The following is a 25,097-nucleotide window of genomic DNA, read 5'->3' on the forward strand; positions in this document are numbered from 1 at the left end:
CATGACTTCCCGCACCGGCTTCTTCGTCCTCTCCGGCATCCTGCTGCTGGTCAGCCTGGTCTGCATCGGCGAGGGCATCCAACTGGTCGCCACCGGCAAACCGCTGGGCATCGGCATCGGCGCGTGCGCCTTCGTCATCCCGGTGATCGGCGTCTGGTTCCTCACCCAGACCGTCCGCTTCGGCCGGGCCGGCGAGCGGCTCGCCCGCGAGCTGGAGGCCGAGGGCGGCCTGCCCGTCGACGAGTTGAAGCGCAGCTCCGGCGGCCGGATCGACCGCGCCTCCGCCGACGCGGTGTTCGCCCGCCGCAAGGCCGAGGCCGAGGCCGACCCCACCGACTGGCGCAACTTCTTCCGGCTGGCCGTCGCCTACGCCGACGCGGGCGACGTGCCGCGGGCCCGCAAGGCCATGCAGCACGCGATCAAGCTGCACGGTCGGGCCGTCCCGGCCCCCGCCGTAGACTGACCCGGAATCCTCCCGAACCCCCAGGACGTTCTCCCATGCGCGCAGTAGAACCCCAGGTCCACCTCATCGCCCGCCCCGAGCTCGACTACGACGAGGTCGCCGCCTACCTGCAGGACGTCGGCGGCGAGAGCTGGCTGGAGCGGGTCGACCGCGGCGACCTGGACGACGCCCAGAACCTGGCCGAGTTTGCCGGCCGGATCTGCTACCGCTCGTGGAAGCCGGGCCTCAACCCGAACGTCACCAAGGTCCGCACCGACCAGGACGTCTACCTCAAGAACATCCTGGCCAGCGCGCACGGTTCGGTGCTGGAGCACGTCTCCTTCACCTTCGTCCTGCACAACGTCAGCCGGGTGGTCACCCACGAGCTGGTCCGCCACCGGGCCGGCGTCGCGGTCTCCCAGGAGTCGCTGCGCTTCGTCCGCCTCGACGACATCCCGTTCTGGTTCCCCGAGTGGGCGCAGCAGGACGAGGAGCTGATGTCCCGGGCCACCGGCCTGATGAAGGAGATCGAGGAGTTCCAGCACTGGATGGCCGCCCACTTCGGGCTGGACGAGGAGGGCGTGAAGTTCCACGAGAAGAAGGAGAAGACCTCCTTCATGCGCCGCTTCGCCCCTGAGGGCCTGGCCACCGGCCTGGTCTGGACGGCCAACGTCCGCACCCTGCGGCACGTGATCGAGAACCGCACCGCGCCGGGCGCCGAGGAGGAGATCCGGCTGCTGTTCGGCAAGATCGGCGAGCTGATGGTCAAGGAGGCCCCGTCGCTGTTCGGCGACTACACCGTCGAGGACGGCGCCTGGGTGCCGGGCTGGCGCAAGGTCTGACGGCCCATCGGAGCACCGGGCCGGCCGCCCTCACCCGTGCGGCCTTCGGCCGCCGCCCCGGGCCCGCCCGCTGACCTGCGCCGACGAGCAGATGGACGGACTGTCCGGCATGTCTGGATTGCGGCTTTCTCGGCCGCTCCATACGCTCAGGACACGGATTCCGGTGCTGCGTGAACCCCCGAGCGCGCAGCACCGGAATCCCATGTCCGGCCCGGGTCCCGGTGCCCCTCCCGACGACCCGCACTGTCCAAACCCTGGACCTGCGTGGCTATCGACCACCGCCCTACGAGTAGCTTTGGACCCATGGCTCCGACCTCCACACCGCAGACGCCCTTCGGCCGGGTCCTGACCGCGATGGTCACCCCGTTCACCCCCGAAGGGGACCTCGACCTCGACGGCGCCCAGCGCCTCGCCGCACACCTGGTGGACTCCGGCAACGACGGCCTGGTGCTCAACGGCACCACCGGCGAGTCGCCCACCACCACCGACGCGGAGAAGGCCCAGCTGGTGCGGGCCGTGGTCGAGGCGGTCGGAGACCGCGCCCACATCGTCACCGGCGTCGGCACCAACGACACCCGCCACAGCGTGGAACTCGCCCGCCAGGCCGTGGCCGCCGGCGCGCACGGCCTGCTCGCCGTCACCCCGTACTACAGCAAGCCCCCGCAGGAGGGCCTGTACCGGCACACCGTCGCCATCGCCGACGCCACCGACCTGCCGGTCATGCTGTACGACATCCCCGGCCGCTCCGGCGTCGCACTCGAAGCGGACACCCTGGTCCGGCTCGGCGAGCACCCCCGGATCGTCGCCAACAAGGACGCCAAGGGCGACGTCTCCGCGGCCTCCTGGGCCATTGCCCGCTCCGGCCTCGCCTGGTACTCCGGCGACGACAACCTGACCCTGCCGCTGCTCTCGGTCGGAGCCGTCGGCGTGGTCAGCGTGGTCGGCCACGTCGTCGCCGCCGAGATGCGCACCATGATCGAGGCCTTCACGGCCGGCGACACCGCCAAGGCGCTCGCCGTCCACCAGTCCCTGCTGCCGGTCTTCAGCGGAATGTTCCGCACCCAGGGAGTGATCCTCGCCAAGGCTGCGTTGAACCTGCAGGGACACCCGGCCGGCCCGCTCCGGCTGCCCCTGGTCCCCGCCACGGACGCGGAGACCGCCCGGTTGAAGGAGGATCTCGCCGCCGGCGGGGTACACCTGTAACCAACAACAGACGTGCGCGCCCCCGGCTCGCCGGACCCACCCGGGTCCGCCGCTGGACCGGGACCGAAGGCGCGCGGCACTCGGCAGTCAGGTAACCACGATGGACGCACGCCATATGCCACCGGGGGAAGAACCCCCCGGGCATATGGCGTGCGTCGTGAGGAGAGTCTTTTGAGCCACCCGCACCCCGAACTCGGCGCGCCCCCCGCACTCAAGGAAGGCGCCCTCCGCATCACCCCGCTCGGCGGCCTCGGCGAGATCGGCCGCAACATGACGGTCCTCGAGTACGGCGACCGGATCCTGATCGTCGACTGCGGCGTCCTCTTCCCCGAGGACGAGCAGCCCGGCGTCGACCTGATCCTCCCTGACTTCAGCTACATCCGGGACCGCCTCGACAAGATCGACGGCATCGTCCTCACCCACGGCCACGAGGACCACATCGGTGCCGTGCCCTACCTGCTCCGGGAGAACCCGGACATCCCGCTGATCGGCTCCAAGCTCACCCTCGCCCTGATCGAGGCCAAGCTCGCCGAGCACCGCATCCACCCCTACGTCCTGGAGGTCGTGGAGGGCGACCGCGAGCGGATCGGCCCCTTCGACTGCCAGTTCATCGCGGTCAACCACTCCATCCCGGACGCCCTCGCCGTCGCCGTCCGCACTCCCGCGGGCATGGTCGTCGCCACCGGCGACTTCAAGATGGACCAGCTCCCGCTGGACGGCCGGCTCACCGACCTCCCGGCCTTCGCCAAGCTGGCCGAGGAGGGCATGGACCTCCTCCTGGTGGACTCCACCAACGCCGAGGTCCCCGGCTTCATCCCGCACGAGCGCGACATCTCCGCGGCCCTGCGCAACGTCTTCGCCAACGCGGAGAAGCGCATCATCGTCGCCTCCTTCGCCAGCCACGTGCACCGCATCCAGCAGGTCCTGGACGCCGCGCACGAGTACAAGCGCAAGGTCGCCTTCGTCGGCCGCTCGATGGTCCGCAACATGGGCATCGCCCGTGAACTCGGCTACCTGAAGGTCCCCGGCAACCTGATCGTCGACGTCAAGACCCTCGACGACCTGCCCGACAAGGAGGTGGTGCTGATCTGCACCGGCTCCCAGGGCGAGCCGATGGCCGCGCTCTCCCGGATGGCCAACCGCGACCACCAGATCCGCATCGTCGAGGGCGACACCGTCGTCCTCGCCTCCTCGCTGATCCCCGGCAACGAGAACGCCGTCTACCGGGTCATCAACGGCCTCACCCGCTGGGGCGCCAAGGTCGTCCACAAGGGCAACGCCAAGGTGCACGTCTCCGGCCACGCCTCGGCCGGCGAGCTCCTGTACTTCTTCAACATCTGCAAGCCGAAGAACCTGATGCCCGTCCACGGCGAATGGCGCCACCTGCGCGCCGCCGCCGACCTCGGCATCGCCACCGGCATCCCGCGCAACCGCGTCGTCATCGCCGAGGACGGCGTCTGCGTCGACCTCGAGAAGGGCGTCGCCCGGATCGTCGGCAAGGTCCGGGCCGGCTACGTCTACGTGGACGGTTCTTCGGTCGGCGACATCACCGAGGCCTCGCTCAAGGACCGCCGCATCCTCGGCGAGGAGGGCTTCATCTCGGTCTTCGTGGTGGTCGACTCAGCCAACGGCAAGATCGTCAGCGGCCCGACCATCCAGGCCCGCGGCTCCGGCATCGACGACGGTGCGTTCACCTCGATCGCGGCCAAGCTGGAGGAGGCTCTGACCCGCTCCGCCGGCGAAGGCGTCCTGGAGGTCCGCCAGATCCAGCAGCTGGTCCGCCGGACCATCGGCAAGTGGGTCGCGGACAACTACCGCCGGCGCCCGATGATCCTCCCGGTCGTCGTCGAGGTCTGAGGCACGACCTGATTTGACCTGGGGCAGCTCGGTGCGTAACGTTCTCCGAGTTGCCCCACGGTCGTGCGGCTTCGCTCCGGATTCGAATTCGTTCGAAACGGGGCGGGGAAAACAGGCCGAGAAACTCTGGTAGAGTTCGGGAGCGCCGAAAGGCCAAAGCAAATCGGATCGAATGAAACTCCGGAAAACGGAGCGGAAAACATCTGATAAGCTGGAAACACGAAAGAACGAAGCGCCCGGAGGGTCCGCAGGAATGCGGTCCGAAGGAAGTGTCCGTTCCTTGAGAACTCAACAGCGTGCCAAAAGTCAACGCCAGATATGTTGACATCCCCGGCCAACCGGTTCCGGTTGGTTGGAGATTCCTTTTGAAGTAAAACACTAGCGAGGACGCAGTGCGCGGGGCCGCCTTATTCCGGTGGTTGCCGTGCCGCTCCCCGTGGAGACATTCACGGAGAGTTTGATCCTGGCTCAGGACGAACGCTGGCGGCGTGCTTAACACATGCAAGTCGAACGGTGAAGCCCTTCGGGGTGGATCAGTGGCGAACGGGTGAGTAACACGTGGGGAATCTGCCCTGAACTCTGGGACAAGCCTTGGAAACGAGGTCTAATACCGGATACGACCGTCTCCCGCATGGGGGTCGGTGGAAAGCTCCGGCGGTTCAGGATGATCCCGCGGCCTATCAGCTTGTTGGTGGGGTAACGGCCCACCAAGGCGACGACGGGTAGCCGGCCTGAGAGGGCGACCGGCCACACTGGGACTGAGACACGGCCCAGACTCCTACGGGAGGCAGCAGTGGGGAATATTGCACAATGGGCGAAAGCCTGATGCAGCGACGCCGCGTGAGGGATGACGGCCTTCGGGTTGTAAACCTCTTTCAGCAGGGAAGAAGCGCAAGTGACGGTACCTGCAGAAGAAGCACCGGCTAACTACGTGCCAGCAGCCGCGGTAATACGTAGGGTGCGAGCGTTGTCCGGAATTATTGGGCGTAAAGAGCTCGTAGGCGGCCTGTCGCGTCGGATGTGAAAGCCCGGGGCTCAACCCCGGGTCTGCATTCGATACGGGCAGGCTGGAGTGTGGTAGGGGAGATCGGAATTCCTGGTGTAGCGGTGAAATGCGCAGATATCAGGAGGAACACCGGTGGCGAAGGCGGATCTCTGGGCCATTACTGACGCTGAGGAGCGAAAGCGTGGGGAGCGAACAGGATTAGATACCCTGGTAGTCCACGCCGTAAACGTTGGGAACTAGGTGTTGGCGACATTCCACGTCGTCGGTGCCGCAGCTAACGCATTAAGTTCCCCGCCTGGGGAGTACGGCCGCAAGGCTAAAACTCAAAGGAATTGACGGGGGCCCGCACAAGCAGCGGAGCATGTGGCTTAATTCGACGCAACGCGAAGAACCTTACCAAGGCTTGACATACACCGGAAACGTTCAGAGATGGGCGCCCCTTGTGGTCGGTGTACAGGTGGTGCATGGTTGTCGTCAGCTCGTGTCGTGAGATGTTGGGTTAAGTCCCGCAACGAGCGCAACCCTTGTTCTGTGTTGCCAGCGAGTAATGTCGGGGACTCACAGGAGACTGCCGGGGTCAACTCGGAGGAAGGTGGGGACGACGTCAAATCATCATGCCCCTTATGTCTTGGGCTGCACACGTGCTACAATGGCCGGTACAAAGGGCTGCGATGCCGCGAGGCGGAGCGAATCCCAAAAAGCCGGTCTCAGTTCGGATTGGGGTCTGCAACTCGACCCCATGAAGTTGGAGTTGCTAGTAATCGCAGATCAGCATGCTGCGGTGAATACGTTCCCGGGCCTTGTACACACCGCCCGTCACGTCACGAAAGTCGGTAACACCCGAAGCCGGTGGCCTAACCCGTCAGGGGAGGAGCCGTCGAAGGTGGGACCAGCGATTGGGACGAAGTCGTAACAAGGTAGCCGTACCGGAAGGTGCGGCTGGATCACCTCCTTTCTAAGGAGCACACGGCCGAATGCGAGCGCATGTCTCGCACGGTTGCTCATGGGTGGAACGTTGACTATTCGGCACAGGAAGCGAACAGGTCGCCAGTACTGCCCCTCCGGGGCGTGGAACGCGGTTCTCTGGGAGTGACTGTGCCGGGCACGTTGTTGGGTCCTGAGGGAACGAGTGATCGTTTTCTCGCGGATGCCGGCCTCATGCCGGGCGCCCTGTTGTGGGGTGTCGGGTTTGGGTGTCTGGTCGTTGTTTGAGAACTGCACAGTGGACGCGAGCATCTGTGGCCAAGTTTTTAAGGGCGCACGGTGGATGCCTTGGCACCAGGAACCGATGAAGGACGTGGGAGGCCGCGATAGGCCCCGGGGAGCTGTCAACCGAGCTTTGATCCGGGGGTGTCCGAATGGGGAAACCCGGCAGTCGTCATGGGCTGTCACCCGCTGCTGAACACATAGGCAGTGTGGAGGGAACGCGGGGAAGTGAAACATCTCAGTACCCGCAGGAAGAGAAAACAACCGTGATTCCGGGAGTAGTGGCGAGCGAAACCGGATGAGGCCAAACCGTTGTGGTGTGAGACCCGGCAGGGGTTGCCACGACGGGGTTGTGGGAGTGGGCTTGATCGGTCTGCCGGCCGGTCGGCGAGTCAGAAACCGTTGGTGTAGTCGAAGGACATGCGAAAGGTCCGGCGTAGAGGGTAAGACCCCCGTAGACGAAACATCAGCGGCTTGCTTGCTCATTTCCCAAGTAGCACGGGGCCCGAGAAATCCCGTGTGAATCTGGCGGGACCACCCGCTAAGCCTAAATATTCCCTGGTGACCGATAGCGGATAGTACCGTGAGGGAATGGTGAAAAGTACCGCGGGAGCGGAGTGAAATAGTACCTGAAACCGTGTGCCTACAAGCCGTGGGGGCAGCCTTTTGGCTGTGACTGCGTGCCTTTTGAAGAATGAGCCTGCGAGTTTGCGGTGTGTAGCGAGGTTAACCCGTGTGGGGTAGCCGTAGCGAAAGCGAGTCCGAACAGGGCGCCTGAGTTGCATGCCCAAGACCCGAAGCGGAGTGATCTAGCCATGGGCAGGTTGAAGCGCGGGTAAGACCGTGTGGAGGACCGAACCCACCAGGGTTGAAAACCTGGGGGATGACCTGTGGTTAGGGGTGAAAGGCCAATCAAACTCCGTGATAGCTGGTTCTCCCCGAAATGCATTTAGGTGCAGCGTCGCGTGTTTCTTGCCGGAGGTAGAGCACTGGATAGGCGATGGGCCTTACCGGGTTACTGACCTTAGCCAAACTCCGAATGCCGGTAAGTGAGAGCGCGGCAGTGAGACTGTGGGGGATAAGCTCCATGGTCGAGAGGGAAACAGCCCAGAACACCGACTAAGGTCCCTAAGCGTGTGCTAAGTGGGAAAGGATGTGGAGTCGCAGAGACAACCAGGAGGTTGGCTTAGAAGCAGCCACCCTTGAAAGAGTGCGTAATAGCTCACTGGTCAAGTGATTCCGCGCCGACAATGTAGCGGGGCTCAAGCACACCACCGAAGTCGTGTCATTGCAGCAATAGGGCCAACGCCTGCTGTGATGGGTAGGGGAGCGTCGTGTGCCGGGTGAAGCAGCCGAGGAATCGAGTTGTGGACGGTTCACGAGTGAGAATGCAGGCATGAGTAGCGATACAAGAGTGGGAAACTCTTGCGCCGATTGACCAAGGGTTCCTGGGTCAAGCTGATCTGCCCAGGGTAAGTCGGGACCTAAGGCGAGGCCGACAGGCGTAGTCGATGGACAACGGGTTGATATTCCCGTACCCGCTTTGAAGCGCCAACGTCGAACCTCTTGATGCTAAGCCCGTGAAGCCGGCCCGGAGTCTTCGGACAATGGGACGTGGTGGAGCCGGTGACCCAACGGGGTAGTAGGTGAGCGATGGGGTGACGCAGGAAGGTAGTCCAGCCCGGGCGGTGGTAGTCCCGGGGTAAGGGTGTAGGACGTTGCGTAGGCAAATCCGCGCAACACAAGTCTGAGACCTGATGCCGAGCCGATTGTGGTGAAGTGGATGATCCTATGCTGTCGAGAAAAGCCTCTAGCGAGTTTCATGGCGGCCCGTACCCCAAACCGACTCAGGTGGTCAGGTAGAGAATACCGAGGCGTTCGGGTGAACTGTGGTTAAGGAACTCGGCAAAATGCCCCCGTAACTTCGGGAGAAGGGGGGCCATTGCTGGTGACGGGACTTGCTCCCTGAGCTGGTGGTGGCCGCAGAGACCAGCGAGAAGCGACTGTTTACTAAAAACACAGGTCCGTGCGAAGCCGTAAGGCGATGTATACGGACTGACGCCTGCCCGGTGCTGGAACGTTAAGGGGACCGGTTAGTCCGATTTCGGTCGGGCGAAGCTGAGAACTTAAGCGCCAGTAAACGGCGGTGGTAACTATAACCATCCTAAGGTAGCGAAATTCCTTGTCGGGTAAGTTCCGACCTGCACGAATGGCGTAACGACTTCTCGACTGTCTCAACCACAGGCCCGGTGAAATTGCATTACGAGTAAAGATGCTCGTTTCGCGCAGCAGGACGGAAAGACCCCGGGACCTTTACTATAGCTTGATATTGGTGTTCGGTTCGGCTTGTGTAGGATAGGTGGGAGACTGTGAAGCGGCAACGCCAGTTGTCGTGGAGTCGTCGTTGAAATACCACTCTGGTCGTGCTGGATGTCTAACCTGGGTCCGTGATCCGGATCAGGGACAGTGTCTGGTGGGTAGTTTAACTGGGGCGGTTGCCTCCTAAAGGGTAACGGAGGCGCCCAAAGGTTCCCTCAGCCTGGTTGGCAATCAGGTGTTGAGTGTAAGTGCACAAGGGAGCTTGACTGTGAGACTGACGGGTCGAGCAGGTACGAAAGTAGGGACTAGTGATCCGGCGGTGGCTTGTGGAAGCGCCGTCGCTCAACGGATAAAAGGTACCCCGGGGATAACAGGCTGATCTTCCCCAAGAGTCCATATCGACGGGATGGTTTGGCACCTCGATGTCGGCTCGTCGCATCCTGGGGCTGGAGTAGGTCCCAAGGGTTGGGCTGTTCGCCCATTAAAGCGGTACGCGAGCTGGGTTTAGAACGTCGTGAGACAGTTCGGTCCCTATCCGCTGTGCGCGTAGGAGTGTTGAGAAGGGCTGTCCCTAGTACGAGAGGACCGGGACGGACGAACCTCTGGTGTGCCAGTTGTCCTGCCAAGGGCATGGCTGGTTGGCTACGTTCGGGAGGGATAACCGCTGAAAGCATCTAAGCGGGAAGCCTGCTTCGAGATGAGCACTCCCACCTCCTTTGAGAGGGTAAGGCTCCCAGTAGACGACTGGGTTGATAGGCCGGATATGGAAGCCCTGTGAGGGGTGGAGTTGACCGGTACTAATAGGCCGAGGGCTTGTCCTCAGTTGCTCGCGTCCACTGTGTTGTTCTGAAACAACGACCCCCGTGACCGCTCCGGCGGTCGGGTGGCGGACAGTTTCATAGTGTTTCGGTGGTCATAGCGTGAGGGAAACGCCCGGTTACATTCCGAACCCGGAAGCTAAGCCTCACAGCGCCGATGGTACTGCAGGGGGGACCCTGTGGGAGAGTAGGACGCCGCCGAACAATCATTGTGGGAAAGCCCCCTGACGGGAAGTCAGGGGGCTTTCTCGCGTTTCGGGGGCTTGCCGGGTAACCTGCGCCAATGCAGAACCTGACGTTGACGTGGCAAACCTCGGCCGGTGCCTCCGCGGCGCTGTACGCTGCGGCGTTCGCGGTCAGGCGGGGGGTGGCTCGGCGGGCCGGCGGGGAGGGGCGGCGTCGGGCGGGGACGGCGGCGGATGTGTTGCGGGAGGCAGGGACGCTGCTGGCGCTGTTCGCGCTGTGGCAGGTGGTGGGGCACCTGTCGTTGGTGGGGACGGGGCACGCGTTGGAGCGGGCGGAGTGGATCCACCGGACGGAGGGGGAGTTCGGTCTGCCGGACGAGGCGTCGTGGCAGCGGGCGGTGGTGGGGCATCCGTGGCTGGTGCAGGGGGCGAACTACTACTACGCGACGATGCACTTCGGCGTGATGCTGGTGGTGCTGCTCTGGCTGTTCCTGCGGCACCGGGCGCGGTACGCGTGGGTGCGGACCACGGTGGTGGCGACGACGGCGGTGTGCCTGCTGATCCAGTTCATTCCGGTGGCGCCGCCGCGGATGCTGCCGGGGAACGGGTTCGTCGACCTGGCGGAGCAGTACGGGCAGTCGGTGTACGGGAACGCGGTCGCGGGGGTGGTGGCGGACCAACTGTCGGCGATGCCCTCGGTGCACGTGGCGTGGTGCGTGATCGCGGCGGTGGCGGTGGTCTCGGTGGCGCGCGGGCCGTGGCGGTGGCTGATGGTGCTGCACCCGGTGGTGACGGTGTGGGTGGTGGTGGTGACGGCGAACCACTTCTGGGCGGACGGCCTGGTGGCGGTGGTGATCCTGCTGACCGTGTACCTGGTGCAGGCGGCGGTGTCGGGGTGGCGGCAGAAAGAGGGCGGCGTGACGGCGGTGGCGGCCGCTGCGGGGGAGCGGGAGCCCAGCGCGGTGCAGCAAGTAGGGAAAGTCTGAGGGCGGGGGCTCCGGGGCCGCCAGCGGCGTCTGGGGGCTGGTCAGCCGGGCTGGGCGGAGAGCAGGGCCTCGGCGAGAGCGGTGCGGTAGTAGCGGCCGGTGGTGGCGGGGCCGGCGACGAGGCGGGCGTCGAGCAGGACGGTGAGGTGGTCGTCGACGGTGGCCGGGCTCAGGCCGGTGCGGGTGGCGAGTTGGGTGGTGTCGCGCGGGTGGTCGAGGGCGGTGAGGAGGTGGGCGCGGGCGCTGCCGAGCAGGCGGCCCAGGCTGGGGGGCGGGGTGTGCGGGCCGGAAACGGGGGCGGCGGAGACCGGGTAGACGACGGCGAGTCGGGTGTGCGACTCGTTCGGGCAGAGCCAGCCGTGGCGGGCGCTGGTGGGGACGAACAGCAGGTCCGGGGAGGCGGGTGGGGGTGCGGGGAGGTCGGGGGTGGTGAGGCGGAGGCGGCCGTCGGGGAGCCAGCGGTGCTGGGGGCCGAGGCGGGGGAGGGCGGCGGGCCAGCCGTGGCGGTGGGCGCGTTCGCGGCGGGTGGTGAGGTCGGCGCGGAGGGCGCGCAGGCGGGCGGGCCATTCGGGGCGGACGACGTGCTGCCACGTCCAGGCGAGGAGTTCGGCGGGTTCGGCGGGCAGGCCGGCGTCGGTGAGGTCGGGCAGGCGGGGGTCGGCGTCCGGGTCGGGGACGGGCAGCCGTAGGGCGGTGGGCCAGTCGGCGGGCCGGTGCGCGGCCAGCCAGGCGGCGAGGTGCGGGGTGGCTTCGAGGTGGGCGCGGAAGGCGGGCTGGTGGGTGGCGAGCCAGTCGCGGCGCCAGGGTTCGGGGTGGAGCTCGGCAAGGACGCCGACCGCGGCGACGGTCTCGACCAGCGGTGAGAGCGCGAAACGGCATGCGGCGAGGGACTCCGTGCTCACCAGCCAATGACCCATGCGTCCCCTCCGAACGCAGACAGTAGCAATCGGCGGTGAACGGGGGCAGGCGATTGCCCGATCACCGGGGACCGGGAGCGGGGGAGGGGCCGGCCCGCGGACGCGCCGGGGCCCGGGCGCCGTGGGGGTGGCGTCCGGGCCCCGGGGTGGTGCGGTGAACGGTGGTGCGGGGGCGGTTACTTGACCGGGAGGGCGACCTTGCCCCAGCGGCCGCCGGTCAGGTCGGCGGTGGCGGAGTACCAGGCGGCCAGGCCGGCCACGGCGGCGACCCAGCCGCCGACCTTGCCCCAGCCGGCGGCGTCGCCGAGGACTCCGATGGCGCTGAGCACCAGGGAGACCGTCAGCAGGCCGTAGACGGCGCGGGTGAGCTGGCCGGCGCCCCAGGAGGCGGCGGTCAGGGTGAGCGCGAGCAGCGCCCACAGCAGCAGGAACAGGCCCGCGGTGTTCTTGCCGGCCGGGCCGGCGGCGGCCCAGGTCGCCCAGAAGGCGCCGAGGGCGGTGAACGCGGTGCCGCTGAAGCGGTCGCCGCCGCGGAACTGCCAGAGGCCGGCGACGAACAGCGTCACACCGCCGACCAGGTGCGCCAGCGAGGACGCGCCGCCGACCGAGGTGCCGCTGAGGACACCCGTGCCGAGCAGGCCGTACGCCAGCAGAGTCAGACCGAGGGCCAGGTAACCGAGCGGACCCGCGTCAGCGGATCGGGCGTTCGCCCCGGAGGCTTCATTGCTCACCGGAGGCTCCTTTCACTCTGCGCCAGGGCATGGCGGGATCACGGTGAAAAGTGGGTGTGCGAGGGGTGGTGCCGGGTGCCGGGTCGTGGGCGCACCGAAGGGAGGGTGCGGCGGCTGCGGCGAGTGAGAGAACCGGCGGCCGAGCCGCTGGTCATGCCCTCCGGGGTGGAAGCCCCCGGTGCTTACGGTGTACCCGGCGCCCCGGTTTTGTACCCTTGTGAATCACGCAGAATGAGCAAGTGTGAGCAAACCGTGACCAGTTCGGGTGCGGGGCCTGGTCGGTTCCGGCGCTGGGAGGTCCGGTCAGTTCTGACGCTGGGTCGGGATTCGCAGGGTCAGGATGGCCATGTCGTCGGAGGGCGGCTCGGGCGCGAACCGCTCCACCGCCCGGTGCACCCGGGCCGCGACGGCGCCCGCGGTCAGGCCCGCGCAGCCGGTCAGCACCTCGACCAGGCCGTCGTCGCCGAGCATCCGGCGGCCCTCCCGGCGTTCGGTCACGCCGTCCGTCACGCACAGCAGGACCTCGCCCGGGGCGAGCACCAACTCCTCGGCGGTGAGGTCGAGTTCGTCCATCACACCGAGCAGCGGCTGCGGAGAGGCGGCCTGGTCGACCTGTCCGTCGGTGCGCAGCCGCAGCGGCAGCGGGTGGCCGGCGCAGACCAGCGACAGGGCGGTCGAGCCGTCCTCGCGGGGCGTCAGCTCGCCGTACAGCAGGGTGAGGAAGCGGGCCCGGCTGCCCTCGTCGAGGATCGCGGCGTTCAGCCGGGTGAGGACCTGCGGGGCGCTCAGGCCCTCGCGGGCCAGCAGGCGCAGCGAGTTGCGGGCCAGGCCGGTGACCGAGGCGGCCTCGGGGCCGGTGCCGCAGACGTCGCCGATGGCGAAGCCGTAGGTGCCCTCGCGGATCGGGAACAGGTCGTAGAAGTCGCCGCCGACCTCGTTGCCCTCGCCCGCGGCCTGGTAGAAGACCTCCACCTCGACGCCGGGGATCTTCGGCAGCTCCGGCGGCAGCAGGGCGCGCTGGAAGGCCTGGCTGATGGCGGTGCGCTCGGAGTACAGGCGGGAGTTGTCCAGGGCGAGGGCGGCCCGGCGGGAGAGGTCCTCGCCGAGTTCCAGGATCTCCTGGCGGAACCGGACGCCGTGCCGGGTGCCGAGCACCAGCAGGCCGATCACCCGGTTGCGGGCGGACAGCGGCAGCACCACCGTCTCGCCGAGGTCCGGGCCGACCGGGTGGCCGAGGGCCCGGGCGGTCTCGGCGGGCGCCGTCCACGGGCGGGCGCCGGGGCTGGGCTCCGCCTCCGGGGCGGGGGACTTGTCGAGCAGGGCGCGCAGCGCGTCGATCCGGTCCTCGTCCTCGTGCAGCACGAAGGCGAGTTCGGCGCCGGCCGCGGCGTCCGCGGTGGTGTAGACGGCGCACCAGGAGGAGAGCGTGGGGACGGCCATCTGCGCCATCAGGGCGAGCGTCTGCTCGTGCTCCAGGGTGCCGGCGAGCAGGTCGGACGCCTCGACCAGGAAGGACAGCGAGCCGCGCCGCAGCCGCTCCAGCTCGCCCAGGCGGGCGCTCTCCAGGGCCAGCGCGATCCGGTCGGCGGCGAACTGCAGGCGCAGCGCGTCCTCGTTGTCGTAGCGGCCGGGGGCGGCCGCGGCCACCCCGAGCGAGCCGGTCAGCCGGCCCTCGACCTTGAGCGGGACGGTGATCAGCGAGCGCAGTTCGGTGCCGTCGAGCAGCGGGGCGGCGCCGGTCGGGCGGACCGACAGGTCCTCGTGGACGGCGGGCAACCGGGCCGAGTCGAAGCGGCCCGCGCCGGCGTCGATCGGCAGCCGGGCGAAGCGCCGGGACGGGCCGGTGAGGCCGGTGGCGGCGCGCAGTTCGAACTCGGTCTCGTCCTCGCTGGTGAGCAGCAGGTAGGAGGCGTCGGCGTCGAGCAGGTCGCGGGCGCGTTCGACGATCCGCTGCAGCAGGCTGGACAGGTCGTCGGGGGAGACCGGGCCGACCAGCAGGTCCAGCGGTTCGACGGCGGTGGCGGCGCCCTCCACGGCGCTGCCGGGGGTGCCGGGGGTGCGCAGCACCGCGCGGTCGGCCTCCCGGACCAGCACGCACAGCACGGTCGGGGTGCCCTGGCTGTCGCGCAGCCGCACGTGGGTGCCGTAGACCTCCTGGACCGCGCCGTCGCCGCCGCGCACCGCGTACGAGCCCTCCCAGCGGGCCAGCCGCAGGGTGTCGCCGAGGCCGAGGCCGGGGGTCTGCGGCCAGACGGCGAGTTCGGCCCAGGGGCGGCCGAAGACGGCGTCGGCGGGGCGGTGGAAGAGCGTCTCGGCGTCCGGGTTCCAGTGCCGGATCCGCCCGTGGTCGTCGAGCTGCACCACGGCGACCCGCACCGGGCCGTCCGCGGCCGGGAGTTCGCCGCCGGGCAGGCTGGGCAGGGCGTAGCGGGTGCCGGGGCGCTGCTCGGGCAGGGCGAGGCGGAACCAGACGGTCTTGCGGCCGGCGGTGTACTCCACGCCCCAGCTGCTGGAGAGCGCCGAGCACATCAGCAGGCCGCGGCCGCCCTCGCCGTCCGGGTCGGCGTAGCGCTCGGAGTTCATCGTCACGTTGGCGAAGGACGGCAGGCCGCGCTCGGGGTGCCGGTCGCTGACCTCGATCCGGACGGTGTCCTCCTCGCGCAGGCAGACCACCTCGGCGGCCGTCCCGGCGTGCACCACCGCGTTGGTGACCAGCTCGCTGACCAGCACCACGGCGTCGTCCACCACCTCGGGCAGCCCCCAGCCGAGCAGGGCGTCCCGGACGAAGCCGCGGGCCGCGGCGGCCGACCGGTCGACCGGTTCGAAGGTGGCGGCTGTGCGCGCGGTGACCACGGCCACGGCTCCTCTGCTGCTGGTCCGGCGGACGGTTCGGGCGGTGCGGCGGACGCGGGGCGGCGTCGCCTCGGTCCGGTGCGGCCCTCCACCCTACTTTCCGGTTGGTACCCAGTGGGGCCGGGGCGTCGAAACAGGCACCTGGGGGTGATTTCGTTCACCACTTTCCCTGGTCGTCGGGAAAACTCCTGGAGAACCGGACCGACACCGGGTGCCAGTGCTGTCACACTGGGGGGTCCGCGTGCCGTCACCGCCGCAGTACGGTCGACAGGGACGGCGCGGGAGCCGACCGGCCGGACGCCGATCCTCCCGCGGCGGTGAACCGAGTCAGGACCTGGGAGGGCCCCGTTGAGTTCGGCGACCAAGGACGTGTCCGGTACGACGACCGCCGCTGCGCGCGGCGCCCGCCCGGTGCCGCCGTCGCGGGCCGGCGGCGGGCGGCGCCCGGGGCCGGGGCGCGGCGCGGAGCCCGCGGAGCTGCGCAAGCTGCTGACCGCGCTGACCGCGATGCGGGACGGCAACTTCCGCCGCCGGCTGACCTTCCCCGGCGACGGCCTGCTGGCGGAGATCGCCGCGGTGTTCAACGAGGTCGCCGAGCGCAACCAGCACCTCACCGGTGAACTGGCCCGGGTGCGGCGGGCGGTGGGCCGCGAGGGCCGGCTCTCGGAGCGGCTGGAGACCGGCGTCGGCGAGGGCGCCTGGATGGCGGCCGTCGACAACTGCAACGCGCTGATCGACGACCTGGCCCGGCCGATGGCCGAGGTCGGCCGGGTGCTGGGTTCGATCGCCGAGGGCGACCTGACCCAGACCATGGAGCTGAGGTCGGTGCACACCACCGGGGCGAGCTACCCGTTGCGCGGCGAGTTCCTGAAGGTCGGCCGGACCGTCAACGGCCTGGTCGACCAGCTGTCGGAGTTCACCGACGAGGTGACCCGGGTGGCGATCGAGGTCGGCACCGAGGGCAAGCTCGGCGGCCAGGCCCGGGTGCGCAGCGTCTCCGGCTCCTGGAAGGACCTGTCGGACTCGGTCAACACCATGGCCGGCCGGCTGACCGCGCAGGTGCGCAACATCGCCGAGGTGACCACCGCGGTGGCCCGCGGCGACCTGTCGCGCAAGGTCACCGTCGACGTCGACGGCGAGATGCTGGAGCTCAAGAACACCGTCAACACGATGGTGGACCAGCTCAACTCGTTCGCCGCGCAGGTCACCACGGTGGCCCGCGACGTGGGCACCGAGGGGCGGCTGGGCGGCCAGGCGCAGGTGTCGGGCGTGGCCGGCGTGTGGCGCGACCTCACCGACTCGGTGAACTTCATGGCCGCCAACCTGACCGCGCAGGTCCGCAACATCGCCGAGGTGACCACCGCGGTCGCGCTCGGCGACCTGTCGCGCAAGATCGAGGTGGACGCCCGGGGCGAGATCCTGGAGCTGAAGAACACCATCAACACGATGGTCGACCAGCTGTCCGGGTTCGCCGAGCAGGTGACCCGGGTGGCGCGCGCGGTGGGCACCGAGGGCATCCTCGGCGGGCAGGCCCAGGTGCCCGGCGTGGCCGGCGTCTGGAAGGACCTGACCGAGAACGTCAACTCGATGGCGAACAACCTGACCAGCCAGGTCCGCGGCATCGCGCAGGTCACCACCGCGGTCGCCAAGGGCGACCTGTCGCAGAAGATCCAGGTCGACGCGCGGGGCGAGATCCTGGAGCTGAAGAACACCATCAACACCATGGTCGACCAGCTCTCGGCGTTCGCGGACGAGGTGACCCGGGTCGCCCGGGACGTCGGCACCGAGGGCATCCTGGGCGGCCAGGCCAGCGTGCCCGGGGTCTCCGGCACCTGGAAGGACCTCACCAACTCGGTGAACCTGATGGCCAACAACCTGACCAGCCAGGTGCGTTCGATCGCCGAGGTGACCACCGCGGTGGCCCGCGGCGACGTCTCCAAGAAGATCACCGTCGACGCGAAGGGCGAGATCCGCGAACTCGTCACCACCGTCAACACCATGGTCGAGCAGCTGTCCGCGTTCGCCGACGAGGTCACCCGGGTCTCCCGCGAGGTGGGCACCGACGGCCGGCTCGGCGGCCAGGCCCGGGTCCCCGGCGTGGCCGGCATCTGGCGCGACCTGACCGACAACGTGAACCTGATGGCGTCCAACCTGACCAGCCAGGTCCGCAACATCGCCGAGGTGGCGGCCGCGGTGGCCCGCGGCGACCTGTCCAAGAAGATCGCCATCGACGCGGCCGGCGAGGTCGCCGCGCTCGCCGACACCCTGAACACCATGGTCGACCAGCTGTCGGCCTTCGCCGTCGAAGTCACCCGCGTCGCCCGCGAGGTCGGCACCGACGGCATCCTGGGCGGCCAGGCCAGCGTGCCGGGCGTCGCCGGGATCTGGAAGGACCTGACCGAGAACGTCAACCTGATGGCCAACAACCTCACCGGCCAGGTCCGCAACATCGCCCTCGTCATCACCGCGGTGGCCCGCGGCGACCTCTCGCAGAAGATCGACGTCGACGCCCGCGGCGAGATCCTCGAACTCAAGACCAGCATCAACACCATGGTCGACCAGCTCGGCGCCTTCGCCGACGAGGTCACCCGGGTCGCCCGCGAGGTGGGCACCGACGGCCGCCTCGGCGGCCAGGCCCGGGTCCCCGGCGTGGCCGGCACCTGGCAGGACCTCACCGAGTCGGTGAACGAACTCGCCAACAACCTGACCCGGCAGGTGCGCGCGATCGCCCAGGTCGCCACCGCCGTCACCCGCGGCGACCTGTCGCCCCGGATCAACGTGGACGCGTCCGGCGAGCTCGACGAGCTCAAGGACAACATCAACCAGATGATCGCCAACCTGCGCGAGACCACCCGCACCAACAAGGAACAGGACTGGCTCAAGTCCAACCTGGCCCGGATGTCCGGCATGCTGCAGGGCCGCCGCGACCTCTCCGCCGTCGCCTCGCTGATCATGAGCGAGCTGACCCCGGTGGTCTCCGCCCAGCACGGCGCCTTCTTCCTCGCCCAGCCCGCCGGGCGCACCGCCGAACTCGTCACCGAGGACGACGACGAGAACGACATCGTGCTGCGCCTGATCGGCTCCTACGGCTACCACCGGCGCACCATGCCCACCACCTTCCGGCTCGGCGAGGGCCTGATCGGGCAGGCCGCGGTGGAGAAGCGGCCGATCGTGCTCAAGGAGACCCCGCCCGGCTACCTGAAGATCTCCTCCGGCCTCGGCGAGTCCTCCCCGGCGCACGTGGTGGTGATGCCGGTGCTGTTCGAGGGCCGGCTGCTCGGCGTGATCGAACTCGCCACCTTCTCCAGCTTCACCACCGTCGCGCTGGACTTCCTCAACCAGATCGCCGACCAGATCGGCGTCACCGTCAACACCATCTCGGTCAACACCAAGACCGAGGGCCTGCTGCTGGAGTCCCAGCGGCTGACCGCCGAACTCTCCATGCGCTCCGCCGAGTTGGAGGCCCGCCAGGAGGAGCTGGAGCGCACCAACGAGGAACTGCAGGAGAAGGCCGAGCAGCTCGCCCAGCAGAACCGCGACATCGAGATCAAGAACAGCGAGATCGAGGAGGCCCGGCAGATCCTGGAGGAGCGCGCCGAGCAGCTCGCGCTGGCCTCCCGCTACAAGAGCGAGTTCCTCGCCAACATGTCGCACGAGCTGCGCACCCCGCTCAACTCGCTGCTGATCCTGGCCAAGCTGCTCTCCGACAACAACGAGGGCAACCTGTCGGCCAAGCAGGTCGAGTTCGCCGAGACGATCCACGGCGCGGGCAGCGACCTGCTCCAGCTGATCAACGACATCCTCGACCTGTCCAAGGTCGAGGCGGGCAAGATGGACGTCCGCCCGGCCCGGATCGCGCTGGTCCAGCTGGTCGACTACGTGGAGGCCGCGTTCCGGCCGCTGGCCGCCGAGAAGAACCTGGACTTCGCGGTCCGGGTCTCCCCGGACCTGCCGGTCACCCTGCACACCGACGAGCAGCGCCTCCAGCAGGTGCTGCGCAACCTGCTGTCCAACGCGGTGAAGTTCACCGACGCCGGCGCGGTCGAGCTGATGATCCGCCCGGTGGCCGGGGCGGAGATCCCGCAGCACGTGCGCGAGCAGCTGCTGGAGTCCGGCACCATGGCCGACCCGGACGAGCCGCTGATCGCCTTCTCGGTCTCCGACACCGGCATCGGCATCCCCGGCAACAAGCTCCGGGAGATCTTCGAGGCGTTCAAGCAGGCCGACGGCGGCACCAGCCGCAAGTACGGCGGCACCGGCCTGGGCCTGTCGATCAGCCGGGAGATCGCCCGGCTGCTCGGCGGCGAGATCCACGTCGAGAGCGAACTGGGCCGCGGCTCCGCCTTCACCCTCTACCTGCCGCTGCGCAGCGAGGGCCCCGAGCCGGTCACCCTGGAGCGCGGAGGTGCCCCGCGCGCCCTCGAAGCGCCCCGCACGCCCGCCGAGCAGTGGACCCAGGAGGCCCGCGGCCTGGTCGAGGAGCGCCGCCGCTCGACCGCCGAGCGCCGCCGCCCCGCCGAGGCCCCCGCCCCGCCGAGGAGACCGTCCCGCGCCAGGGCGAGCCGTCCCGCCCCGCCACCGCGGCCCCGCCGCGCTTCGACGGCGAGCGGGTGCTGATCGTCGACGACGACATCCGCAACGTGTTCGCCCTCACCAGCGTGCTGGAGCAGTACGGCCTGACCGTGCTGTACGCCGAGAACGGCCGCGAGGGCATCGAGATGCTCGAACAGCACGAGGAGGTCGCCCTGGTGCTGATGGACATCATGATGCCCGAGCTGGACGGCTACGCGACCACCGAGCAGATCCGCCGGATGCCCCGGTTCTCCGGCCTGCCGATCATCGCGCTGACCGCCAAGGCGATGAAGGGCGACCGCGAGAAGAGCCTCCAGGCGGGCGCCACCGACCACATCACCAAGCCGGTGGAGACCGACCACCTGCTGGCGGTGATGCGCCAGCACCTGCCTGTCAGGTGACCGCCGCCCGCGGGGGCCCGCTCCGGCTGGCCCCCGCGGGCGGGAACCCGGTAAGGTCACCCGTCGTTGCCAACAGTGACCGGACGGTGACGCCCGGCACCGGGCCTGTGGCAGGCAAGGGGGTACGGCTAGCATGACCGGGGCAGTGATGGGCGGCACGAAGGTGCCGGCCCTCGGGAAACAACCGGCAGGAGGGCGGGTCCTGGTGCAGAAGGCGAAGATCCTCCTGGTCGACGACCGTCCGGAGAACCTGCTCGCCCTCGAGGCGATCCTCTCCGCGCTCGACCAGACCCTGGTGCGCGCCTCCTCCGGCGAGGAAGCGCTCAAAGCTCTGCTCACCGACGACTTCGCGGTCATCCTGCTGGATGTCCAGATGCCCGGCATGGACGGGTTCGAGACCGCCGCGCACATCAAGCGCCGGGAGCGGACCAGGGACATCCCGATCATCTTCCTGACCGCGATCAACCACGGTCCGCACCACACCTTCCGCGGCTACGCGGCCGGTGCGGTCGACTACATCTCCAAGCCCTTCGACCCGTGGGTGCTGCGGGCCAAGGTCTCCGTCTTCGTCGACCTGTACCAGAAGAACACCCAGCTCAAGGAGCAGGCCGCGCTGCTGCGCCTGCAGTTGGAGGCGGGCGCGGAGCCGGCCATCGGCGGGGCGCTGCTCGGCGAGCTGTCGGCCCGGCTGGCCGCCGTCGAGGAGCAGGCCGAGGCGCTCACCAAGCAGCTCGACGCGGGCTCCGACAGCGGCGCCGCGGCGACCGCCGCGCACCTGGAGCGGAAGATCGCGGGCCTGCGCGGGGCGCTGGACGCGCTGCGCCCCGGCGCGAACTGACGGGTCGTCGGCGTCGCCCGTCCGGGTGGTTCCCGGGCGGCTGACGGCGCGTCGGCGACACAACCCGCCGAAGTGCGCCCGCGCATGTCCGCGGCCCGGGCGCGCCGGTAGGCTGCCCCCCATGGCCACACGAACGCCCGGAAGCGCCGCCGCACGCACCAGCAAGCCCGGGCCGGCCAAGGGCGCGCCGGCCAAGAAGGCCGCGGCGAAGAAGGCCGCCCCCGCCAAGAAGGCCCCGGCGAAGAAGGCCGCGCCGGCCAAGAAGGCCGCCGCCCCGGCCCCGCCGCCCCCGCCGAAGCGGCCGATACTCTTCCGGGCCGTCCGGGCCCTCTGGCTGGGCCTGGCGCACTCGGTGGGCGCGGTGTTCCGCGGCTTCGGCCACGGCGCCCGCAACCTGCACCCCGAGCACCGCAAGGACGGCGTGGCGCTGCTGCTGCTGGCGCTCGCCCTGGTGACCGCCGCCGGGACGTGGTTCAGCCCGCAGGGCTGGCTCGGCGAGGCCGCCACCAACGTGGTCTCCGGCCTGTTCGGCCGGCTCGACGTGCTGGTGCCGTTCCTGTTCGGTGCGCTCGCCGTCCGGCTGATGCGCCACCCCGAACTCCCGGAGGCCAACGGCCGGATAGCGATCGGCCTGAGCACCCTGGTGGTCGGCGTGCTGGGCCTGGTGCACATCGGCTGCGGGGCGCCCGCGATGGGCGCCGGCGCGACGAGGATCCGGCAGGCCGGCGGCCTGATCGGCTGGGCCGTGTCCACCCCGATGATGGCCGCGGCCGGCCCGCCACTGGCCGTCCCGCTGCTGCTGCTGGTCGCCTTCTTCGGCCTGCTGGTGGTCACCGCCACCCCCGTCAACCGGATCCCCGAGCGGCTGCGGCTGCTCGGCGTGCGCCTGGGCGTGGTCGAGCCGCTGCCCGGCGAGCCGGACCCGGCGGAGGCCGGAGCGTCCGACGCCGAGCGCGCCTACTCCACCGCCCCGCCCGAGGACGCCGACCCGGACGCGCTGCCGATCACCATCGAGGGCGACGAACTCTCCGCCCGCCGCAAGCGCCGCCGCCGCAAGGCCGACGACGACGTCGAGGCCACGGAGGCCGCCGAGCCCCTCTCCTTCGAGAAGGACCCGTACCAGACCCGCGACCTGGCGGCCGGCGTCGCCGCCGACCTGGACGGCGCGCTGCTGTACGGAGTGCCCGGCTCGCCCGCGGTGGCCAGCATGCTCGGCCAGGTCAAGGACAACACCGCCCCGCCCGAGGAGCCCTGGACGCCGGAGGTGCCCGCCGCCCGGGCCGCCGACGCCCCCGAGGGCCACGGCGCGGCCCCGGCCCGGATGGAACAGCTCCAGCTCTCCGGCGGCGGCGACTACGCGCTGCCCTCCCTCGACCTGCTGGAGCGCGGCGCCCCCGGCAAGGCCCGGTCCCAGATCAACGACGACGTGGTGACCCAACTCAGCGGCGTGTTCACCGAGTTCAAGGTCGACGCGCGGGTCACCGGCTTCACCCGCGGCCCGACGGTGACCCGCTACGAGGTCGAGCTCGGCCCGGCCGTGAAGGTCGAGCGGATCACCGCGCTGGCCAAGAACATCGCCTACGCGGTGGCCACCCCCGACGTGCGGATCATCTCGCCGATCCCCGGCAAGTCCGCGGTCGGCGTGGAGATCCCCAACCGGGACCGGGAGATGGTCACCCTCGGCGACCTGCTGCGCTCGCGCGCCGCCGCCGAGGACACCCACCCGATGGTGGTCGGCATGGGCAAGGACGTCGAGGGCCACACCGTGATGGCCAACCTGGCGAAGATGCCGCACGTCCTGGTGGCCGGCGCCACCGGCGCGGGCAAGTCCTCCTGCATCAACTGCCTGATCACCTCGGTGCTGGTGCGCGCCACCCCCGACGAGGTCCGGATGGTGCTGGTCGACCCCAAGCGGGTCGAACTGACCGCCTACGAGGGCATCCCGCACCTGATCACGCCGATCATCACCAACCCGAAGAAGGCCGCCGAGGCCCTCCAGTGGGTGGTCCGCGAGATGGACATGCGCTACGACGACCTGGCGGCCTACGGCTTCCGGCACGTCGACGACTTCAACGCCGCCGTCCGGGCCGGCACCGTCCAGCCGCCGCTGGGCAGCGAGCGCGAACTGGCGCCCTACCCGTACCTGCTGGTGATCGTCGACGAGCTGGCCGACCTGATGATGGTCGCCCCGCGCGACGTCGAGGACTCGGTGGTCCGGATCACCCAGCTCGCCCGGGCCGCCGGCATCCACCTGGTGCTGGCCACCCAGCGCCCCTCGGTGGACGTGGTCACCGGCCTGATCAAGGCCAACGTGCCGTCCCGGCTGGCCTTCGCCACCTCGGCGATGGCCGACTCCCGGGTCATCCTCGACCAGCCCGGCGCCGAGAAGCTGATCGGCAAGGGCGACGCGCTGTTCCTACCGATGGGCGCCTCCAAGCCGGTCCGGATGCAGGGCGCGTTCGTCACCGAGGCGGAGATCGCCAAGATCGTCCAGCACTGCAAGGACCAGCTGACCGCCCGCTACCGCGACGACGTGGTGGTCGGCGGCGGCCCCAAGAAGGAGATCGACGAGGAGATCGGCGACGACCTCGACCTGCTGATCCAGGCCGCCGAACTGGTCGTCACCACCCAGTTCGGCTCGACCTCGATGCTCCAGCGCAAGCTCCGGGTCGGCTTCGCCAAGGCCGGCCGGCTGATGGACCTGATGGAGTCCCGCGGCATCGTCGGCCCCAGCGAGGGCTCCAAGGCCCGCGACGTGCTGATCAAGCCCGACGAGCTGGACGGCGTGCTGGTCACCCTGCGCGGCTGAGCGCCCTCCGCCCTCCGCCCCGCCGGTCTCCCGGCGGGGCGGGGCGGTGGCCGGAAAGCGCGGTGAGCGCGCGTCAACTTCTGTTGCGAGACTGTGGCACGTTCGGGCCCCCTCCGGTTGAGAAACGTTCCGCCCCCACCCCTAGACTGGTGCTTCAGCAGGTGGCCTCCGCTCGAAAGGCGTGCCCAGTGACCATCGGCAAGTCCCCCCGCAGCTCCGCCCCCGACTCCTCCGCGCCCGCCGCCGCCGAGGAGTCGAGCCGTACCACCGGCGGGCCGAGCATCGGGCGGATGCTCGCCAAGGCCCGGATCGACGCCGGCCTGACGGTCGACCAGGTGAGCACCCGGACCAGGATCCGGGTGCCGATCGTGCACGCCGTCGAGTCCGACGACTTCGACCGCTGCGGCGGCGCCTTCTACGCCCGCGGCCACCTGCGGCTGCTGGCCCGCGAGGTCGGCCTGGACGGCGAGGCGCTGGTCGCCCGCTACGACGCCGAGCACGGCGGCGCGCCCTCGCCGACCGCTGGACAACTGCTCGACTCCGGCCCGATCAAGGTCAAGGACCACAACCGCCCGAACTGGACCGCCGCGATGGTGGTGGCGATCGTCGCCGTGGTCGCGCTGATCGGCTACAACCTGGTCGGCTCCTCGTCCTCCGGCGGCGACCAGCCCGGTGCGGCCAGCGCCCCGCTGCCCTCCGGCGTCTCCGCCCCCGCCACCACCTCCCCGTCCGCGCAGCCGCCGGCCCCCGAGAGCAGCGTCGCCGCGATCGCCGCCGCGCCCGCCGACAAGGTCACCGTCAAGCTGGTCGCCGGGCAGGACAAGAGCTGGGTGACCGCCAAGGACGGCAACGGCAAGTCGCTGTACTCCAACAACCTGGAAGCCGGCCAGGACCAGACCTTCACCGACGGCAAGAAGATCACCCTGGTGATCGGCAACGCCGGGGCCGTCCACCTGTTCGTCAACGGCAAGGACCTCGGCCCGGCCGGCCAGGACGGCCAGGTCGTGCACCTCGCCTACACCCCCGGCGACCCGCAGGCGGGCTGAACCGGGACGATCCGCCCGCCGAAGCAACGCGCGCGCCCTCCGGGGGGAACTCCACCGGGGGGCGCG

At 69.4% G+C, this 25,097-nt stretch carries 11 protein-coding genes, 3 rRNA genes and 1 pseudogene; 12 read left to right on the forward strand and 3 right to left on the reverse strand.

The window, feature by feature from the left end:
* Nucleotide 1 precedes the first annotated feature (1 nt).
* The 8 genes from OU787_RS22880 to OU787_RS22915 all read left to right on the forward strand — a co-directional run bounded on the left by OU787_RS22880 (nt 2) and on the right by OU787_RS22915 (nt 10,864).
* On the forward strand, nt 2-463 hold the full coding sequence (locus tag OU787_RS22880; protein ID WP_268660409.1) for a hypothetical protein: 462 nt from the start codon (nt 2-4) through the stop codon (nt 461-463).
* 35 nt (nt 464-498) lie between these two features.
* On the forward strand, nt 499-1,284 hold the full coding sequence (gene thyX, locus OU787_RS22885) for an FAD-dependent thymidylate synthase (protein WP_030462692.1): 786 nt from the start codon (nt 499-501) through the stop codon (nt 1,282-1,284).
* Nucleotides 1,285-1,587: 303 nt separating this feature from the next.
* Complete coding sequence (dapA, locus tag OU787_RS22890) at nt 1,588-2,487, forward strand: 4-hydroxy-tetrahydrodipicolinate synthase (RefSeq protein WP_030462691.1); 900 nt, start codon at nt 1,588-1,590, stop codon at nt 2,485-2,487.
* A 171-nt stretch (nt 2,488-2,658) separates the two neighbouring features.
* Nucleotides 2,659-4,344 (forward strand): ribonuclease J, encoded by a 1,686-nt coding sequence (locus OU787_RS22895; protein ID WP_030462690.1) that lies wholly within the window; start codon nt 2,659-2,661, stop codon nt 4,342-4,344.
* 445 nt (nt 4,345-4,789) lie between these two features.
* Nucleotides 4,790-6,305: ribosomal RNA gene (locus OU787_RS22900) — 16S ribosomal RNA — on the forward strand.
* 285 nt (nt 6,306-6,590) lie between these two features.
* Nucleotides 6,591-9,696: ribosomal RNA gene (locus tag OU787_RS22905) — 23S ribosomal RNA — on the forward strand.
* An 84-nt stretch (nt 9,697-9,780) separates the two neighbouring features.
* Nucleotides 9,781-9,897: ribosomal RNA gene (rrf, locus tag OU787_RS22910) — 5S ribosomal RNA — on the forward strand.
* Together the 16S, 23S and 5S rRNA genes form the textbook arrangement of a ribosomal RNA operon.
* A gap of 217 nt (nt 9,898-10,114) precedes the next feature.
* On the forward strand, nt 10,115-10,864 hold the full coding sequence (locus OU787_RS22915) for a phosphatase PAP2 family protein (protein WP_268660410.1): 750 nt from the start codon (nt 10,115-10,117) through the stop codon (nt 10,862-10,864).
* Between the two features lie 41 nt (nt 10,865-10,905).
* Here the strand turns inward: OU787_RS22915 and OU787_RS22920 are convergent, their stop codons facing one another.
* The 3 genes from OU787_RS22920 to OU787_RS22930 form a co-directional block, all read right to left on the reverse strand.
* The gene (locus OU787_RS22920) at nt 10,906-11,766 is read right to left on the reverse strand and encodes a winged helix-turn-helix domain-containing protein (RefSeq protein ID WP_268660411.1); all 861 of its coding nucleotides are present in this window, start codon (nt 11,764-11,766) and stop codon (nt 10,906-10,908) included.
* A gap of 191 nt (nt 11,767-11,957) precedes the next feature.
* Nucleotides 11,958-12,512, reverse strand: coding sequence for an acetate uptake transporter (locus OU787_RS22925; RefSeq protein WP_030457956.1), 555 nt, complete (start codon nt 12,510-12,512; stop codon nt 11,958-11,960).
* A 303-nt stretch (nt 12,513-12,815) separates the two neighbouring features.
* Complete coding sequence (locus tag OU787_RS22930) at nt 12,816-15,365, reverse strand: SpoIIE family protein phosphatase (protein WP_268660412.1); 2,550 nt, start codon at nt 15,363-15,365, stop codon at nt 12,816-12,818.
* Between the two features lie 507 nt (nt 15,366-15,872).
* Here OU787_RS22930 and OU787_RS22935 point away from each other — a divergent pair.
* The 4 genes and pseudogenes from OU787_RS22935 (at nt 15,873) to OU787_RS22955 (ending at nt 25,031) form a co-directional block, all read left to right on the forward strand.
* Nucleotides 15,873-20,338, forward strand: a pseudogene (locus OU787_RS22935) (HAMP domain-containing protein).
* Nucleotides 20,339-20,540: 202 nt separating this feature from the next.
* Nucleotides 20,541-21,176, forward strand: coding sequence for a response regulator (locus tag OU787_RS22945; RefSeq protein WP_030457959.1), 636 nt, complete (start codon nt 20,541-20,543; stop codon nt 21,174-21,176).
* A gap of 121 nt (nt 21,177-21,297) precedes the next feature.
* Nucleotides 21,298-23,985 (forward strand): DNA translocase FtsK, encoded by a 2,688-nt coding sequence (locus tag OU787_RS22950; protein WP_030457960.1) that lies wholly within the window; start codon nt 21,298-21,300, stop codon nt 23,983-23,985.
* A gap of 188 nt (nt 23,986-24,173) precedes the next feature.
* Nucleotides 24,174-25,031, forward strand: a complete 858-nt coding sequence (locus OU787_RS22955; protein ID WP_030457961.1) for a helix-turn-helix domain-containing protein — start codon at nt 24,174-24,176, stop codon at nt 25,029-25,031.
* The last annotated feature ends 66 nt before the right edge of the window (nt 25,032-25,097 follow it).

Source organism: Kitasatospora sp. YST-16, assembly GCF_026802215.1.
In the GTDB taxonomy this organism is placed as follows: Bacteria; Actinomycetota; Actinomycetes; order Streptomycetales; family Streptomycetaceae; genus Kitasatospora; species Kitasatospora cineracea.

What these genes read in the sequence shown, in the direction of transcription:
- thyX (WP_030462692.1), top strand. Translation starts at nt 499, where the DNA reads ATGCGCGCAGTAGAACCCCAGGTCCACCTCATCGCCCGCCCCGAGCTC.
- dapA (WP_030462691.1), top strand. Translation starts at nt 1,588, where the DNA reads ATGGCTCCGACCTCCACACCGCAGACGCCCTTCGGCCGGGTCCTGACC.
- OU787_RS22880 (WP_268660409.1), top strand. Translation starts at nt 2, where the DNA reads ATGACTTCCCGCACCGGCTTCTTCGTCCTCTCCGGCATCCTGCTGCTG.
- OU787_RS22950 (WP_030457960.1), top strand. Translation starts at nt 21,298, where the DNA reads ATGGCCACACGAACGCCCGGAAGCGCCGCCGCACGCACCAGCAAGCCC.